This window comes from Serratia sp. UGAL515B_01, assembly GCF_033095805.1.
GTDB lineage: Bacteria > Pseudomonadota > Gammaproteobacteria > Enterobacterales > Enterobacteriaceae > Chania.
Genome location: NZ_CP109901.1, coordinates 786,373 through 802,355, shown reverse-complemented (window position 1 = coordinate 802,355; position 15,983 = coordinate 786,373). Strand labels below are relative to the sequence as shown.

Genomic DNA, 15,983 nt, shown 5'->3' with positions numbered 1-15,983 from the left:
CCTTACGCGTTTAATAAAGTCAGCAGGCGCTCACGCGCCATTCGTTGGTTTACGGCATTAGCGATCGCGCCACTGTCACGCGCCTCCTGCCAGGCTTTCATGGATCTCACGGCTGAATCGGCTTCCTGATAGGCCGGATAGGTCACCGGGCTAACATCGAACAACCGCGAAATCTTGCTAATCTCTCGGATCACAACCCCTTGCTCATCCTGGTACCAATCCTCGCCATCGCGGGCGACACGGAAGGAAAAGGAGGACTGGTTGATGTCGCCACGCTGCATAGGGCTGATCACCAAATCACGGATAGTCTGGGTTTCTGGTGCCACAATGTTGTACTGCAGCCCCCGCGTATCAACGGATAACGACAACGTACCTGCCGAACTGCGACCAAGAATAAAATTAGGGTCATGATTGAATAGGCCGCGAACATCATCTTTCAGCACGTCATCAAAAGCGCCAGGCTTGATAATCTCGCGAAACCCCCAGATCACTTCTGATCGGCTATCGAATACCGAGCCATAACCGATAATGTGCGTAGGCTGGTTTTCTTCCTGTTGTGCACGTACTTCTCCGCCGTAACAGCGCGTTTCTCTGTCACTCATTGGGCTTTTCCTCTTTGTTTAAGTCTGTAATGTCACTGGCAGGATTAGCCGCATTGACGCTGACCAGCATTTCATCCAGTCCATCAACTGGGTTCATATCTTCAAATGCTCGAGCCTCGTTTCGACTCATCCAGCCATCTGTTATGGCGAAGTGATAGAATTGGGCGCGTTCCTGCGGGGTACCACGCAGTAAACCAGCCAGGTTAAACCGGACGTAATACCCTGCACTGCGCTCGGCGGCGGTAAATAAGCGGCGGTTAAGCTCCTGCTCCCAATTAACAATCCACGGCATGACCGTGTGGCGCACAAACTGAATGGATTGCTGAGTAATGTTGGAGAAGGTCGCCTTTTCCAAATCGTTAATCATGTGCGCAGGAACATTGAAGATCCCGGCAATTTGTGAGCGATTAAGCTTCATCAGGTCGATTAACTGAGCGTCCACCGGCGAAACCGTCAATGCCTGGTAATTCAAGTCAGCGGGCAACAGAAGGGTTTTGTTTTCCTGATTGCGCAACGCCTGCGCAGCCTTCTTCCACATCTCCTTCAGCCAAGCCCAGGATTCTTTATTTAGCTCGCCTTTTACCGACACAATCCCAGCGGGCCGCGCATTACCACCAAAAAAGTTACTGGTGTACTGCTGTCCGCTCATTCCCAACCCAATGGTTTCGGCTTGCTGCAAGATAGGACTTAAACCCATCTTTTGGTTATTGCCCAACGCCCGAATATGGATCATGTCATGGGGATTGATTGCAAAGCTGCCTTCTTCGTTGTACACACCATAGGTATAACGTCCGCCGGTATTCAGTAGCGTGGTTTCCCACGGCATGCAGGCTTCAAGCGCAGTGATTTCTCCCCGGCGAGAACGAACCACCTTTGTGTACCCGTTACCCCAACCTAGAACATGACGCTCTTTCAACTCCCTCCACTTGTAGCTGGTTTGCCATACGTTCGGCTCGTCATGAACCAGATAAAAGACGGGGTGATCACGCCCTTGCTCTACCTTGTCGCCGGATTTGCGCATTACATGTAACGGCATCTGCGCCAGAGTAGAAGACAGCACATAAATACAGGCGTAGACCGCCGTAAGCTTCATCGAGGTTTCAGGACTGACAAAGACATCCCCCGACCGAAACCCCAGATCAAGACTGTCACCTGTGATCGGATTGGCGGGATTTTCCAGCGATTCACTACGGAAAATGGCATCAAGTAGCACGTTGATTTCTCCTGGCCGCCGCCAGCGCAAACGCCAGCATTGAACCGCCACCAGCCATTAGCGCGATCGCGGTACCGAATTGCAGGTAAAGCCCTGCCACGAGCAAGCCGAAACCTGCCAACCCGCAAAGGTCGATAATGAGTGATTTCATAGCGTCAGTAGTTCTTCATCCGGATCGAGGTTGGAAAGGAAGTCACGAGGATCATTCAGCATGGCCCGACCAATGGCCATAATCAGGGCGACTGCGCCGTCAATTTTGCTTTCAGCCTGCTCCTTTATCGGCCTGACGACATCATCACTACCCGGCAAGAACTTGCCGATCACATTACTGAGACACCAGAGCATGATCGGATTGCCGTCATGATGAAAACGCCCAGACTCAATAGCGGCCTCCAGCTCTTTCATGGCGTCTGACATATTAGTGTAATTCTGAATGATGGTGATCGGGTTCATCCCCTCATCAGCGAGTTCGTGCGATATTGCCGTTGCACCAGATGGATCTATCGGGCTTTCCTCTACTGGATTAAGTCGATTTGCTGCTTTGGCTTCATCCATGATGTAGCGATAGTCAATTTCTGCGCCATCGGTGACAGATAACAACCCCATCTCCACCCACTTTTGAAAGCGTTCAGCCGTTCGTCTGTCCTCACTCTTTTCTACGCTATACACCGTGTCATAAGGCACCCAGAAACGCGGAGCCACGCTGTAGTAATGACGCCTGCCGTCAATTTCACGAGTAAACAAGCGCGGCATGCTGTTCATGTCGAGCTTGCGCGCAAGGTCGAACGCAAGTATGCAGGGCTGCCCCTCGAACATCTCAAGTGTCAGCGTGGTATCTTCACAACGCTTCAAGCTGATCAGGTTATAGAAAGCGTTACGCGCCGCTACCCAGACATTCAGATGCTTGGTTTTGAATGTGCCGGCATGCCTGGCATTGTTGATAGCACGCTGTTGCTGACTAAGCAGAAAATCCCGATAGACCGAAACCCCCATATTGGGATTGGCTTTCTCCAGTGCCGCTGGCTTCGTCCAGTCGTCGCCCTCGTCGATGGTGTAAATAATGCCAAACAACTCATCGTTAGGTACCGTGCCATTCAGCATTTCAATAACTTCGCGGCGCTTGTCGTAACACGGCCCTTCAATGTTGTAACCCGCTGTAGTGATCGCCCACATAAGCGGTTGCCGCCTGGCACCCATACCGGTAAGCATGGTGGTATACAGTGCATCAGTCGGATGCTCGTGATACTCGTCCACTATCGCCAAGCTAGGTGATGAACCATCGCCGGGGTTGCCGATCAACGGCTCAAAACGGGCGCCATCTTCAGGCCTGTTCAGGTTGGAAGCATTAACCTCTATCCCGAAAGCCTCCATCAGCATCGGCGTGCGCTTGCACATCAACCGGGCTGGTCGGAATACTTCCCACGCCTGCTTTTCAGTAGTGGCGCCAGAGTAAACCTCAGCACCAAATTCACCGTCACAGGTAAAGCCATAGAGAGCCACCCCGGCAGAAATGGCTGATTTACCGTTTTTGCGAGGGATCTCGGTGTAGACCTCACGAAATCGCCGCAACTTGGTACCTTTATGCACCCAACCAAACACTGCGCATACAATGAAAAGCTGCCAAGGCTCCAGGGTGATCGGCATACGTTTATAAGCCCACTCCCCTTTTGTATGGGGTAGGAGTTGAATAAACCGTGCCGCCTGCTCTGCCAGGTCACGATCAAACCGGTACCTGAACTTACGCGCTTTTTCTTCAGCCAGATCATCAAGGTGGCGCTGGCAGGCACTGATAACAAACTGGCACGCCACAATCTTTCCGCGCACCACGTCCCGCGCATACTGATTAGCCGCGTTAACGTTGGGGTATGATTTTCTTGTCATGACGTGATCAACTTAATGAAAGGGTTTGTGGATTTCTTTTGCCCAGCCATGCCAATCAGACGCTGCCGGCTGCCAGGGTCAAGGCCAAGCATGGCGCCGGTGCTACTCATCTCCGATTCCTGCTCTTTTTTGGCTGTCAGTTGTGGGTTTTTTATCGGCCCGCCAGTGGCACCGGTAACTACATTTCCCTCCCTGGCTATGCACTTCACCGCCCGGCGCCAGAACTCATACGCCACACACCATCGTTCGAGCACTGCCAGGTCGGTGATGCAAAGAATGCCCTGGCCGCAAAGCTCCTTCGTTGTCATCTGCCACATCACCGTAGCAAGGTGCAGCTCTTCTTCCTCGAACCATGCAGGCGGATCCACGCCTTTAATGGGTGTGAATACCGGCTCATCTTTGTTTAATGACCTTTTTCCGGGATTGCCGGCCAATTCCTTACGGGCGGTTGGCTTCGGACGCCGCCCGGATCGGCCTGCCGTTCCGGCCATAAGCGCTCCAGATTAAATTTCATTTTTCGCGGGTATAAAAATACGACGAGGCGGGCAGTACGGAAGGGTAAGGGCTGTAGAGATTTTACCCGCCCCCCCTGCATGTGATAATTCTTATCGTTTGAGCCTTTCCGTTGCCGTCTTGCGTCTGTGATGAGGCCAACACAAAGACCGAAGGTTGCTATCGTCATCACTTCCGCCATGTGCCTTGGGTATAACGTGGTCAACACACCTTGCTGCTGTCAGTATTTTTTCGTCCAGGCAGTCTTGGCACAGATACTTATCCCTCTTAAGCACACGAAGCCGCTTGATATCCCAGTCACTGCCATAGCCGCGTTGGTGCCTGGTCTGTCCTGGCTTGTAATTCTTCCAGCCTTCTCCTTTGTGTTCACTGCAAAAACCACTGTGATCGGTCGTTGTGTTTCGACAACCACGACAACGGCAGGCCTTTGGTGTGCGTGGTGTAGTGGATCAGTAATACCGGACACCTCAATAGCCTGTTAATTTAATGACAGCCAATTGAGGTAATTGATAATGACTCAACCTAAACAGACCAAACGCCGTTTTTCTCCTGAATTCAAACTGGAAGCTATTGAGCAGGTCGTTAAGTATCAGCGGTCAACCATCGAGGTTGCACGCGCTCTGGAGTTGGACCCCAGCCAATTGCGTAAATGGATACGCCAGCACAAAGAAGAAGTCAGCGGGGTGACGCCGGACAATCCTGCACTGACACCAGAGCAACGTGAAATCCAGTCGCTCAGAGCGCAGATTAAACGGCTAGAAATGGAAAAAGAAATACTAAAGCAGGCAGCCGTGTTGATGAGCGAGCTCCCCATCAAATCTTTGCGTTAATCACACGGCTGAAAACAAAATGGTCGGTGGTCGAATTGTGCCGCCTGCTCAAAGTAACGCGCAGTGTTTACTATGCCTCGCTGAATTCGCGGGTTGATGTAAAACGTCTGCAACTGCGTGCTCAGGTGCGGAAATTGCATCAACAGAGCCGGGGAGCAGCCGGCAGCAGAACACTGAGTCTGCTGATGCGTCAGTCGGGTTATAACGTGGGGCGCTGGCTGGCCCGCAGGCTGATGCAGGAATGTGGTCTGGCGAGTCGCCAACCCGGCAAGCCTCGTTACCGTGGTGAACGGGAGACGTCACTGGCATCGCCAGACTTACTGAAAAGGCAGTTTAAGCCGTCGGAGCCCAATCGTGTGTGGAGTGGAGATATCAGCTATATCAAAGTCAATGGTGGCTGGTGCTACCTGGCACTGGTGATTGACCTTTACTCCCGTCGGATAGTGGGCAGTGCCATATCGTCATCCCCGGATGCCGAGCTGGTGTGTCGAGCCCTGCGTAATGCACTGGAGACGCGACCAAAGGAAAAGAGGCTGCTGTTTCATTCGGATCAGGGAGGGCAGTACAGGAGTAAGAAATACAGGCAGTTACTGTGGAGGAACGGAGTGATGCAGAGTATGAGCCGCAGGGGTAACTGCCTGGATAACTCACCAATGGAAAGAGTGTTCCGAAGCCTGAAAAGTGAATGGCTGCCTGTCGGGGGTTATATGGATATCCATCATGCGGTACGAGATATCGGTGAATGGATACAAAGTTATTACAACACGGTACGCCCCCATCGGCACAATGGTGGATTACCGCCCTGTGAATACGAAGAGCAGTGGAAAAAGGCTACGAAGGTGTCCTGATTTTGTGATCCACTACATGGTGGCATGTATTACGCCTCAAAATAGAAAAGCCCCAGACTATGCCGAGGCTACTGTTAGAACCTTATGGTTCTGGCGTTGGTGAGCTGGTAGGCTCAGGCGTTGCTGGCTCAGGTGGCTTGCAGCAACACACTTTTATATTCACACAACCGTCCGCTGTCTCACTAATTGTGATTTTGGCATCCCCTACTGAAATTATCTTATCCATTATTTATCCCTTTATTTATGATGACGGTTCCCCGCCGTTTGATTAACGCCTCTATACATGAAGCATTATCGAGCACCCACGGATAGATGCTCTGTAATGCCATCAATCAAGCTGCAGAACGCCATGATCTTCTGAGCCTGAAAATGCAATCAGTCCGTTATATTCATCAACATTAGTGCCATCTTCGGCTTCAAACGCTGGAATGCTTGCGCGTGTAATCGTGTAAGTAGGCTGTCCTTCCTCTTCTGCGAAAATAGCCAACTCTTTAATCTGCTCTTTTGTCAGTACAATCTTGCTCATTCGTTTCTCCCGGCAGTTAGCTGCCATTTAATTAGCCCCTCAATACGAGAGGCGCATATATCCAGCTCAGTCTGTGCAACCTGCAACGCCATCACAGCATCGCCGAATGTTTCCCCGTTGAATGGTGTTTGTTCACACTGTTGTAGTAATACGGCTGGTGGGTACACGTAAATCAGTTGCGGGACTGGTGCGGGTGTTGGTTTATTTACGCAGGATGTTAATGACATCATCAGACATACGATGACGGTCGCAATCACTGGACTCAAGCGCACGGCGCAACGTTTTGTTTTCAGCATCGGCCTTTGTCCTCTTCTGCTGTTCAATCCCTAACTGCTCTTCTGTGACGCGGCGGTCAGCACTGGCAGCATCTTTCAATCCGGTAATGGTTGCATCACGGCTTTCGACCGCTGCCACCAGTGCTTTGTTTTCCTGCTCAACATATTTCAGTCGGCCGGACAGCGCCGCGCTATACCCTCCAAGGCAGATGGCCACCAGCAACAAGCTAATTAGCCAATACCTCATCATGCGGGATGCTCCTTATGCGGTAGCTGGAAGTGAGGCCCGTCCTTAAGTGTCTTCCAATCTCCGCCCCATTCAATAGGAACGTTCAATTCACTGCTGGCCTGCTTGAAAGCCGCCGCGATCTGCTCGTAGTATTTCCATTCCCAACTTATGTCCTTGCCGATGTATGCCACCACATCTATCGCATGACCTGTAATGTGTCGACTGTTCATTGTCTGGCTTTTACCATCACGAACAAGTTCGCGCTGTCGAGCCACTGAGCGCAGACCTTCAGTAATGCCAAAATCAACAGAGGATAATCCAAGAGCAAGACGCGCCATTTTCACCAAGTCAGCGTTTACACCAACCAGATTATTTTCACTGCGTTTACTAAATTTATAATCAGGCATGAGATCACCTTAGTGGCTTGGCAAAACGCATGACATTTCCGCGAGCAGCGAGAACAGCGGCGCAAAATGCCAGATTGATAAAAGTCTCTGACCAGTCCGCACAGTCGTATTCACCTGTCAAAATACGAATTGGTACCGATGCAGAGGCAATAATGAGGAAATAAGCACACCATGCAGCAAAGGGACGGTGTGCGCCTCCAGCTCTGCGAAAAGTCATCAATCTCAACGCAATCACAGAGCAAGCCAGTGCATTAACAATGAGGAAAATTTCATTGACCATCGCCACTGCCCCCTCGCAGTTTTTTAAACCACTGCCCCGGATTCTCTGACTGTTTGCTGATATACATGAACACGCGCACAGCAATAGCCGAAGCAACTACAGCCCCTAGGGGACGTTCTGCATGAATGACTTCCGGTGTCGCATAGTTGATAACATCCGTGACGAATCCCGCAGTTTGCCCCCCAATAAGAAATGAGGCGAGAAACGACAGTAGACGCTGCCAAATAGATAAATCAGACGCCGACAAGACATAAATGACTGCGCCAGAAAAGGCACCAATGATCACCCCCGTATCCCCACCAGCAAATAAACTTGCGATAGTGATACCGCCGATCATATAGGTCGCCGCGCTGGTACCTGTGGTTAGCGGTTCCGGCATTATTTTTCTCCTTTGTTCGTCGCTCGACGAACGCCGGGCGTTAGAAATGAAAAAGGCCCACCGAAGTGAGCCTTACCGAGTACCAGATTACATCTGGCTACATATTCCTGTCTCTGATATCGTCAAATCGCCAAAAGTGACATATCAAAACAGGAGATATCGTGGATAACAATTTTAGTATTGCTATGACACCCCTTCAGCTTGCTGCGGTCATGTCAGACGAAACCGTGAGTGAAAGCGCAGTCGGCAACCGGATCTGGGGTAGTGTTAACTTTCTAGGCGGTGTGCTTGAGCTAGCTGCTGCCACTTCTCTTTGTTTAGTACCGGAACCAACGGGGGTAACCAAGGCCGGTTGTATCATCGTTGGCGCTCATAGTATGGATACCATCAGGGCTTCAGCTTACCAAGTTTATACAGGACAGCAGACATCAACCATAATGTCCCAATTGGCTTCGGGTATTGCTAAAGATCTAGGCGCAAGCGATGACACTGCTGAACAAATCGGCATTGCAGTAGATGTTGTACTCCCCTTTTCTGTAGCAGGAGCAGCACGGGTCGCTTCTGTCAGGCTGGGGCAGGTCCGGCTGATGAGCCATGAAGCTGTCAAGGGTATTCATGGTGGTGGACATACATTGAAAAAACATGTCGGTAAGTCAGTTGAAGATTTAATCGATAAAATAGATAGGGGACTCAAATCCAGGACGTTGGATATTTCTGGTTTCTCCAGCTCCTTTCCATCGATTGAAGTAGCTGAAAAGGCTGTTAGTCAGACAATAAAAGCCAACAGAAATATAATTCGCTCATGGGCAAGAAGCACTCCAGCAGGTAGCCATGAAAGAATTCTCAAAATTGAATATTCTGCTCAAAATACTGTTGGCATAATAGTTAGTGCAGAAAGTAAAATGGTATCCGAAACTAACAAGGTCAGAGTTGTTTTATTGAAAGAAATATATAATAAAAAACCCTATTATGTTCTTACTGCCTATCCAATAAAATAATCAACATGAAAAAATACAAAACTATCAAAATGTTTTTAACAACATTTTTCGGAACTGATGCAGATGCATATGGTGAAACTTATAGTGAGATTGTCGACACTGCAACAGGATTAGTTACTGGTTTAAAAGACGATCTTAGTGATGAAGTTTGTGAATTTCTCCATGAGTACCCAGACAACGAATCAGCTACTTTATACCTTAACAAATTGACCGATGGGCAGATAGGAGATGTATCATTTTTGCATCCGTCACCTGTTGAGTTTCTTCAGTGGCTTTCATCCTATCTAAAGCAAAAACGTGACAATCATCACTCCTGATAATTCCATATGACCCACATAAAGGTGGGTCACTTTAAACCAATCCACCTTCCTGCATTCAAGTATCAGTATGCTTTTTTCAGTCTTCATATCTAATGCCTAACGATAATGCAAAAACCCCGCCATTGATGGCAGGGCTTCGATGGTAAGCTGTGTGGCGAAGTAACCACTCTTATCACACTACAACACTTTTTGCGTACGCGTTAATGAAATTTAATTGTTTTTTTTGTACTCTCATGGATACACAGCATACAAAGGAATAAATATGTCTATCTCTGCTTTCTCTTTTGAAGGTCTAATGATCGAACGTGTTATTGCTCACAAGATCTTACCTAAAACTGCCGACAAACAGATGACACCAGCTAAGCTTAGCAATAAGATTATTCACTTTAAGCAAGATGCAATGGATACGCTACAGCTCCGCATTACTGAAGCATTGGCCAACAAGTCACATGGTTTAGAAATGTCCATTCGTGACAGTGATGCTGAGAGCTTCTTTTCATTGGCTTCATCAATACTTCATTCGGATGAGCAAACATTCATTTCAGTTACGCAGCGCTTGGCTAATAAACTTACCTTTAGTCAGTTTAGTACGAATGCTCCAGGTGGTTTGCTGGCTGTTATTAGTGGTAGAGTTGGAGATGACGCGTTACCTTTCATCGCCGCAATTAAAGCAGAAACGCAGAATGGATTCAGAACAAATGAAACCAACGAGCAAATAACAATAGAATACATTGCAGAACTTTTACTAACACCCTCACAACGGTTTTATAAAATTGGCTTCCTCGCTCAAGTCGTATCAAGCAATACAGGTCCGTTGGTAGAAAACCATAGAGCATTCTTATTTGATCATTTAATGTCATCAACTGAAAGCAGTAAAGCCGCAGGGTATTTTCACTCGACATTCCTTGGCATGAGCATTGAGAAATCATCAAAAAAATTAACGCAGGATTTTTTTGAAAACACTAAGAAATTCATCAATACGGCTTTATTAGATGATGACTCAAAATTAGAGTTGCATGAAGCGTTAAGGAGTGAGTTACGTTCCAAGAAAGCAATAATAAGTACATCAGATTTTTCAAAAGAGCATTTACCGGAGGACCTTAAAGATAAGTACTTGGATTTCATGAAATTGAAAGATTTCCCTCAACATTCTATCTCCAAAGATATTGAATATATACAAGCAAAGTTGAAGAGAAGAAATAAATTAGTATTCAGCAGTGACGTGTGGGTCTCTGTACCACCGGATAAAATGAAAGACCTTGTCCAATTTGAAGAATCAGACGATAATAATTTTACTATATTGAAAATTAAAGGCAAACTGAAGAGCCAAGAATGATGGAACAAGATGAGTTTGAAAGGTATTTAATTGAAAACCAAGCAGCTTTTGCTGCTTGGGGTACCTTTATAAGCTCAAAAATCAATGAAAAAATCTCTCAAAAACTAGGTAAAGATGAAGCTCTTATGTTTTTGAAGGTTCTCGCAACCCCTAGAGTCAAAACAGTTTCCTCTGCGCTTGGGAAGGTAAGCAGGAAGGGTTATGAAGATCCGGTTAACCAAATGACTGATCTTGTTGGGGTTAGATTTGTCGTATTGCTTTCTAGCCATATTGAAGACGTTAGCTCAATGATTGAATCATCTTTAGAATGGAAAGCATCAATATCAAAAGATTATCTTTCTGAAATAGATAAAAATCCCAAACTCTTTGATTATCAATCAAAACATTATGAAGTTCGACCTATTAGTGATTTAATTTACGATGAGATTAAAATAAACAAAAATATTTGCTGTGAAGTTCAAATAAGAACTTTATTGCAACATGCCTATGCTGAGTTAGTTCACGATAGTGTTTACAAGCCAGTAGGAGAGGTTCCAAAAGCAGCCGAAAGACAAATAGCAAGAAGTATGGCACTTATGGAAACTACTGATGAATTATTCTGTAACACAATGGAAATTTTAACCAATGTAAATAAACTTAGAAATGACTTCCTTGCTGATCTACAGGGCTTATTTAAAGAAAAAATAGGGAATCACTACTTAAATTGCGATTTAAAAATAAACTATCTCTTATTAGATGAATTCAGGGACTATTATGACGAAGGCTCTATAAATAAAATATTAACCTTAATTAATAAAAAGAAATACATAATAACAAAAGTAAAGCAAAGATCTGAAACGAGGCATATATTCTCTCAGCCATGCATACTTTTCTTGTACTGGCTATCTACAACTATAAACACTGATACAATAAAATCACGATGGCCTTTGCCTGGAAGTTTTGACGACCTCGAGATTATATTGAGCGATACGGGGAACAGTACCGCCCATTAATATCTTATCTAGTTAATCGAAACTGAATTTCACATCCAACATTGCCAGACACCCACCAATAAACCCCTCTGCCGTCTGCATCTCCTTCCTAATTGTACCGTCTGAACACTTGCGCTTTTTGGCTATGTAGCGCAGCGATAATCCGTAAAAGTGGTGCAAAAGAACCAGATCATACTCGTCGGGCTTGTACTTTTTTAGTCTTGCAATACATCCATCAATCAACAAACCATCATCATCACAGCAAGATTGCTTGCCGCTAGAACTCGGCGGTAGTAGCCCTTTAAACCCAGCAGCGATTGGCGAGTAGTCAATACCACTGTCTTCACGCGCCCATGCCCCCCAGCGGGACAAAATATCGTACATGTCCCGCATCAGCCGCACTCCCCGACCAGGTTGAGAAGGATGGAATTAGTGAAATCACCACGGTCCATAAACCGGTCTTCTTCCAGAATCCACTTGCACACTTCAAGCGCTTCCGGTCTTGTTACAGGCTTTATTTTGGGTAGCAAGGTTTCAAGGTAATCCTCGCGATCAGTGATGTGACTACGCTCTCCACCTGCATATTCATAACCCAACTCTTTTTCTGCGCTATTTCGCATGGAGTAGAGCCAATCCCAATATTGGAATTCACGAACAACATCAGAAAGCGTTGAAGGTTCGGGAAGCTGTTTTACAAAGCCTTGAGAAATCGCTTTTTGCTGCTCATTAATTTCATTGCAACGTTCGCCCCACACACATTGTTCGGCTATTTCTTTTTCCGTCCATCCCCAATACGCACCATAAACATCATTCAACTCACCCGACAGCATGAGGTTTTCAGGTGGAGTGTTATCCAATGCCGCATCATAAGTACCAAACATGGCTCGTACCTTGCTGGCCTTATCAATGTTACGTTTTGCTCCATCGATATAGCCCTGCGGGTTATCCAGCGAGATTGTACCAAAGGCGATCTGGAATGGTTGGGCGCCCGATTTCATCAGATAGGCACTGTAACGTTCCTGCGCCTGCTTTGGGGTTATCTTCAACTTTTTCAGCGCATCCTCCGCCGCCTGCAGGTGTGATGGTTCATTTAGTTGGATAACCTCCAGTACCCACAAATACGCGTCTGTTTGTTTATGTCCAGTGATAACGCGCTGGGGTGGCAGCGGCTTGGTAGTGGCAAGTGCGGTTCCATACTTAGGCTCAGGGATTGTAAATAGTGCTTTGTGTTCTGAATTATCATTGCGCATTATGCAGCCACCTTTTTGTAGAAAACCAACTCGCGAACCTGATCACCATTGACCAGGAAATCATTAAAATCACCGCTATCGGGCCAGCGGACGCTGACAGATAACAAATCGTTTTTTGCTAACAGGTTTGCATGTGCACATTCAAAAGCTGCTGCCTGCCCGGTCGCTGAATGAAGATCCATATCAGCAAAAACAATCAGATGTTTAACCCCAGCAGGAACCCTAAATTTCTTCATGAACGTGCTGTTGATAGTTGCCCAGGTATTCACCCCATAAACCTGATAGCAAGAAAGAGCTGTTTCTATACCCTCGGCAATGCCCAAGGTGGAAGCAACAGGGAACATGCGGATAGCAACCGAACGAGCGTGGTCGAGGTAGTTTTGTTCCTGTAACGACTTAAGGCGCTTGGCGTCATCTATGTTCGCTTTCTTTTCGCCATCCAGTAACGTCTGATGCAGGTAGCAAAGTTCCCCTTTATCGTCTGTAGCCAATGAATACAGAGCTTGATAAACCTGCCCAGCATGCCGCTGGTGGTCATTAAACCGAACGGCTTCGGCGGGTAAGCGATTAATTCCGCGCTGGCGTAAATAATCAGCTGCTGTAGTTCCACGCAGGCCCACCAGCTTTGAAAATTTACTGATCACACGCTGCCGCTGCTTTGCTGCCGAACTACTAACCGGTATGGTCATGTGCCGATAGTTATTACCAAGGAGGCGATCCACTTCAGAACACAACTCAGCGAACGATTTACTTTGAGTCAGGTTAAGCAGCTTCATCCCGTCACCACTGCCGCATGTGCAAATCCATGTACCTGTTCCTTGGTGATCGTCTACACGAAATTTGCCTCGAGCACCGCAAACCGGGCACTCGCCTTTAAAGTGGTTCTTGCCTGTAATCGGCGGCAAACCAAAGTGTTCAAAAATTTCGGCCCATCGGCCTTTTGCAGCTTCTGATGTTTTAAGATTAGTTTTCACGATAGAACCTCAGATCAAAATTATCTTTTACATATTTTTCTCTGGCTATAATTGCTTCTTCAATTGATGAAAACCGACCAAGGTGCACTCGTTTTCCTTTGCAATTTGCTTGGGCAGTCCATTTTTTAGTTGTGGCATGCCAATAAACACCCTTCACTCCGCTGCTACTGTCTTTGCGTAACTTGGCATTTATCGCGTTCTGCTGTGGCGTGCACTCACGCAAGTTAACCCAACGATTGTCGTCTCTGACTCCATTTACGTGATCAACCCAATTAGGTATGTGTCCTGTCATATATAGCCATGCCAATCTGTGGGCTTTATATGACTTTCTCTTTATTAGGATGCTGATATAACCTTGCGTATTTTTTGTTCCTGCAACATTGCCACAATCAACACCCGCGCTAGGCTTTATCGCCCAAGTGAATAAGCCGCTCTCAGGGCAATATTTCAGAAGCCTTTTAACTTCCGATTGATTTATCACAACCGCTTTCTTCACACTGCTTTCCTCAAATGTTTACGCATTTCTTCAATATGATTTCTGGCATTAATCACTTTCACGGTATTCACAGAGGGGGTGTTGCATGACTGCGGAACCGAATGGGCGGATTTCTCGCGGCCTTTTGCAAATTTGATTAATTTGTGTTTGATGTAACTGCTGACCTCTGGCGTTATCTCCATAGGAAAATCACTCAGATTGTTCGGCCACTCGCCAAACTTGTCGCGGAAGGTATGGGAGCACCAGCCGTCACTAACGGGTTTTCCCATCGAGGCACGTTGCCGTTGATAAAACTTGATCTGACTCCACCAAGCTTGTTTATCGGAATGGGTGAACACTCGCTTACCTTTGCCGAGTTTTTTTAGTCCACGCTGTGTGTCGGTTTCCACGTCTTGCCCTGCAAGTGGCTTAAATCCACATTTAGGGCAGATGTATACGCCAGCAGGCTTCATGAAGTGGCATTCGCTACACTCTTTGGGTAATTTCTCCTGGCGCTCTTCAGCGGCGCGTGCTGCTGACTCCTTCATGCCGTCACATTTAGATGGCAATTCGTCGTATTCGATGGCATCAGGAAACCCAAGGCGATGAACGGTGCCGCTATGATCGAAGATAAGACACGATTCTTTACCTGGTGCGGTGCGTAATCCCCGCCCTAGCGCCTGTAACCAACGGATCTCGCTTTTAGTTGGACGGGCATAAATCACGCACCGAACATCACTGTCGAACCCGGCAACCAATACACCGACGCTAACAATGATTTTCGTTGCGCCCGTTTCGAAGCGGTGAATGATAAGTTGACGCTCCTCGTGCGGAGTTTCAGCTACCATCACCTCAGCATTGATCCCTGCTTTGTTGAACTGGAGCGTAACGAAATTGGCGTGAGCAACGTTCACGCAGAATGCCACCGTAGGCAGATCCCTGCCGTTCTGTAGCCAGTTATCAACAATGTCGCCAACGAGATCGGAACCGCACATGATTTCGGCCAGTTGGTTTTCGTTGTAGTCAGCACCGTAATCGGCAGAAGCTGAGGTTTTAACCCCTTTCAAATCTGGCTTGCTAGGGGCGTAAAACTCGTAATTACTCAGATCACCGCGCTGGATTAATTCGCTGATAGTTGTTGGCTTGATTAGTCGCTGGTAGTAATTCCCCAAAAATGGGGAGAACGGTGTGCCTGATAGACCGATCACCTTCACGCCTGATTCACGCACCAAGCGCTCAATCTCAATCAGTATTTGCTTTCTGCGTAAGTGGGCCTCATCGATAATCAACAGATCGATGTTGTCGGGAAAATCACGGCGGATCAGCGTGTCAGCGCTGGCGATCTGAATTTTCAATGACGGGTCATAACTTGGGTGCTTCTGCCAGATGAAACTAATCTCGTCCTCGGGAAGCCCATACTCAATAAAGCGCTGTGCAGTCTGGTTAATCAAAATTGTGTATGGAGCAATAAAAAGCACCCGCATACCCCGGCTCACATGCCCATCAGCAATGAAAGCCGCCATCCCGGTCTTACCGCTGCCCGTTGGTGCATAGACCATGAAAGAGTTAAACGACTTCCAATCACGGCGCAGCATGTTCAGTGCGCGTTCCTGTGCAAAGTTCGGTGTAATACTCAGCATTGTGCTACCTCCCACCAATTCACTTTTCCAAGGAAA

The 15,983-nt window shown here is 47.3% G+C and carries 20 protein-coding genes and 1 pseudogene; 5 read left to right on the top strand and 16 right to left on the bottom strand.

Annotated elements, in window-relative coordinates:
* Positions 1-2: 2 nt before the first annotated feature.
* From OK023_RS03845 to OK023_RS03820, 6 genes and pseudogenes are all read right to left on the bottom strand, one after another.
* The gene (locus OK023_RS03845; RefSeq protein WP_317694986.1) at positions 3-602 is read right to left on the bottom strand and encodes an HK97 family phage prohead protease; all 600 of its coding nucleotides are present in this window, start codon (positions 600-602) and stop codon (positions 3-5) included.
* On the bottom strand, positions 595-1,815 hold the full coding sequence (locus OK023_RS03840) for a phage portal protein (protein ID WP_317694984.1): 1,221 nt from the start codon (positions 1,813-1,815) through the stop codon (positions 595-597). Before OK023_RS03840 ends, OK023_RS03845 begins: the two co-directional genes overlap by 8 nt.
* On the bottom strand, positions 1,805-1,966 hold the full coding sequence (locus OK023_RS03835) for a hypothetical protein (RefSeq protein WP_317694982.1): 162 nt from the start codon (positions 1,964-1,966) through the stop codon (positions 1,805-1,807). The genes OK023_RS03840 and OK023_RS03835 overlap by 11 nt, the downstream gene beginning before the upstream one ends.
* Positions 1,963-3,696 (bottom strand): terminase large subunit, encoded by a 1,734-nt coding sequence (locus tag OK023_RS03830; protein WP_317694980.1) that lies wholly within the window; start codon positions 3,694-3,696, stop codon positions 1,963-1,965. The genes OK023_RS03835 and OK023_RS03830 overlap by 4 nt, the downstream gene beginning before the upstream one ends.
* Entirely contained in the window at positions 3,693-4,187 is a 495-nt protein-coding gene (locus OK023_RS03825) for a phage terminase small subunit P27 family (protein ID WP_317694978.1), read from the bottom strand. The genes OK023_RS03830 and OK023_RS03825 overlap by 4 nt, the downstream gene beginning before the upstream one ends.
* A gap of 114 nt (positions 4,188-4,301) precedes the next feature.
* A pseudogene (locus tag OK023_RS03820) lies at positions 4,302-4,649 on the bottom strand (HNH endonuclease); the annotation flags it as partial.
* A gap of 72 nt (positions 4,650-4,721) precedes the next feature.
* Between OK023_RS03820 and OK023_RS03815 the strand changes: the two are divergent.
* A protein-coding gene (locus OK023_RS03815; RefSeq protein WP_317692555.1) for an IS3 family transposase occupies positions 4,722-5,887 on the top strand; the annotation gives its coding sequence in 2 pieces (ribosomal slippage) (positions 4,722-4,986 and positions 4,986-5,887; 1,167 coding nt in all).
* A 328-nt stretch (positions 5,888-6,215) separates the two neighbouring features.
* Here the strand turns inward: OK023_RS03815 and OK023_RS03810 are convergent.
* The 5 genes from OK023_RS03810 to OK023_RS03790 all read right to left on the bottom strand — a co-directional run bounded on the left by OK023_RS03810 (position 6,216) and on the right by OK023_RS03790 (position 7,983).
* Complete coding sequence (locus tag OK023_RS03810; protein ID WP_317694976.1) at positions 6,216-6,413, bottom strand: hypothetical protein; 198 nt, start codon at positions 6,411-6,413, stop codon at positions 6,216-6,218.
* A 201-nt stretch (positions 6,414-6,614) separates the two neighbouring features.
* Positions 6,615-6,938: a DUF2570 family protein gene (locus OK023_RS03805; protein WP_317694974.1), complete on the bottom strand. Its 324-nt coding sequence runs from the start codon at positions 6,936-6,938 to the stop codon at positions 6,615-6,617.
* Positions 6,935-7,324 carry a M15 family metallopeptidase gene (locus tag OK023_RS03800; protein WP_317694972.1) on the bottom strand — a complete coding sequence of 130 codons (390 nt, stop codon included), beginning with the start codon at positions 7,322-7,324 and terminating at the stop codon, positions 6,935-6,937. Before OK023_RS03800 ends, OK023_RS03805 begins: the two co-directional genes overlap by 4 nt.
* 4 nt (positions 7,325-7,328) lie before the next feature.
* Positions 7,329-7,604 carry a phage holin family protein gene (locus OK023_RS03795; RefSeq protein WP_317694970.1) on the bottom strand — a complete coding sequence of 92 codons (276 nt, stop codon included), beginning with the start codon at positions 7,602-7,604 and terminating at the stop codon, positions 7,329-7,331.
* Entirely contained in the window at positions 7,594-7,983 is a 390-nt protein-coding gene (locus tag OK023_RS03790; RefSeq protein WP_317694969.1) for a putative holin, read from the bottom strand. Before OK023_RS03790 ends, OK023_RS03795 begins: the two co-directional genes overlap by 11 nt.
* A 161-nt stretch (positions 7,984-8,144) precedes the next feature.
* Here OK023_RS03790 and OK023_RS03785 point away from each other — a divergent pair, with 161 nt between their 5' ends.
* The 4 genes from OK023_RS03785 (at position 8,145) to OK023_RS03770 (ending at position 11,629) form a co-directional block, all read left to right on the top strand.
* Entirely contained in the window at positions 8,145-8,981 is an 837-nt protein-coding gene (locus OK023_RS03785; RefSeq protein ID WP_317694967.1) for an RNase A-like domain-containing protein, read from the top strand.
* 5 nt (positions 8,982-8,986) lie between these two features.
* Positions 8,987-9,298: a hypothetical protein gene (locus OK023_RS03780; protein WP_317694965.1), complete on the top strand. Its 312-nt coding sequence runs from the start codon at positions 8,987-8,989 to the stop codon at positions 9,296-9,298.
* A 265-nt stretch (positions 9,299-9,563) separates the two neighbouring features.
* Positions 9,564-10,637 (top strand): nucleoid-associated protein, encoded by a 1,074-nt coding sequence (locus OK023_RS03775; RefSeq protein ID WP_317694962.1) that lies wholly within the window; start codon positions 9,564-9,566, stop codon positions 10,635-10,637.
* Positions 10,634-11,629, top strand: coding sequence for a RelA/SpoT domain-containing protein (locus OK023_RS03770; RefSeq protein WP_317694960.1), 996 nt, complete (start codon positions 10,634-10,636; stop codon positions 11,627-11,629). Before OK023_RS03775 ends, OK023_RS03770 begins: the two co-directional genes overlap by 4 nt.
* A 12-nt stretch (positions 11,630-11,641) precedes the next feature.
* Here OK023_RS03770 and OK023_RS03765 read toward each other — a convergent pair whose 3' ends face one another.
* The 5 genes from OK023_RS03765 to OK023_RS03745 are packed head-to-tail and all read right to left on the bottom strand — an operon-like array spanning position 11,642 to position 15,947.
* A complete protein-coding gene (locus OK023_RS03765; RefSeq protein ID WP_317694958.1) occupies positions 11,642-12,001 on the bottom strand; it encodes an antiterminator Q family protein in 360 nt (119 codons plus the stop codon).
* Positions 12,001-12,858: a helix-turn-helix domain-containing protein gene (locus OK023_RS03760; protein ID WP_317694956.1), complete on the bottom strand. Its 858-nt coding sequence runs from the start codon at positions 12,856-12,858 to the stop codon at positions 12,001-12,003. The genes OK023_RS03765 and OK023_RS03760 overlap by 1 nt, the downstream gene beginning before the upstream one ends.
* Positions 12,858-13,832, bottom strand: a complete 975-nt coding sequence (locus OK023_RS03755) for a toprim domain-containing protein (protein WP_411569385.1) — start codon at positions 13,830-13,832, stop codon at positions 12,858-12,860. Before OK023_RS03755 ends, OK023_RS03760 begins: the two co-directional genes overlap by 1 nt.
* On the bottom strand, positions 13,822-14,328 hold the full coding sequence (locus tag OK023_RS03750) for an HNH endonuclease signature motif containing protein (protein WP_317694954.1): 507 nt from the start codon (positions 14,326-14,328) through the stop codon (positions 13,822-13,824). The genes OK023_RS03755 and OK023_RS03750 overlap by 11 nt, the downstream gene beginning before the upstream one ends.
* Positions 14,325-15,947 (bottom strand): DEAD/DEAH box helicase, encoded by a 1,623-nt coding sequence (locus OK023_RS03745; RefSeq protein ID WP_317694952.1) that lies wholly within the window; start codon positions 15,945-15,947, stop codon positions 14,325-14,327. Before OK023_RS03745 ends, OK023_RS03750 begins: the two co-directional genes overlap by 4 nt.
* Positions 15,948-15,983: the final 36 nt, after the last annotated feature.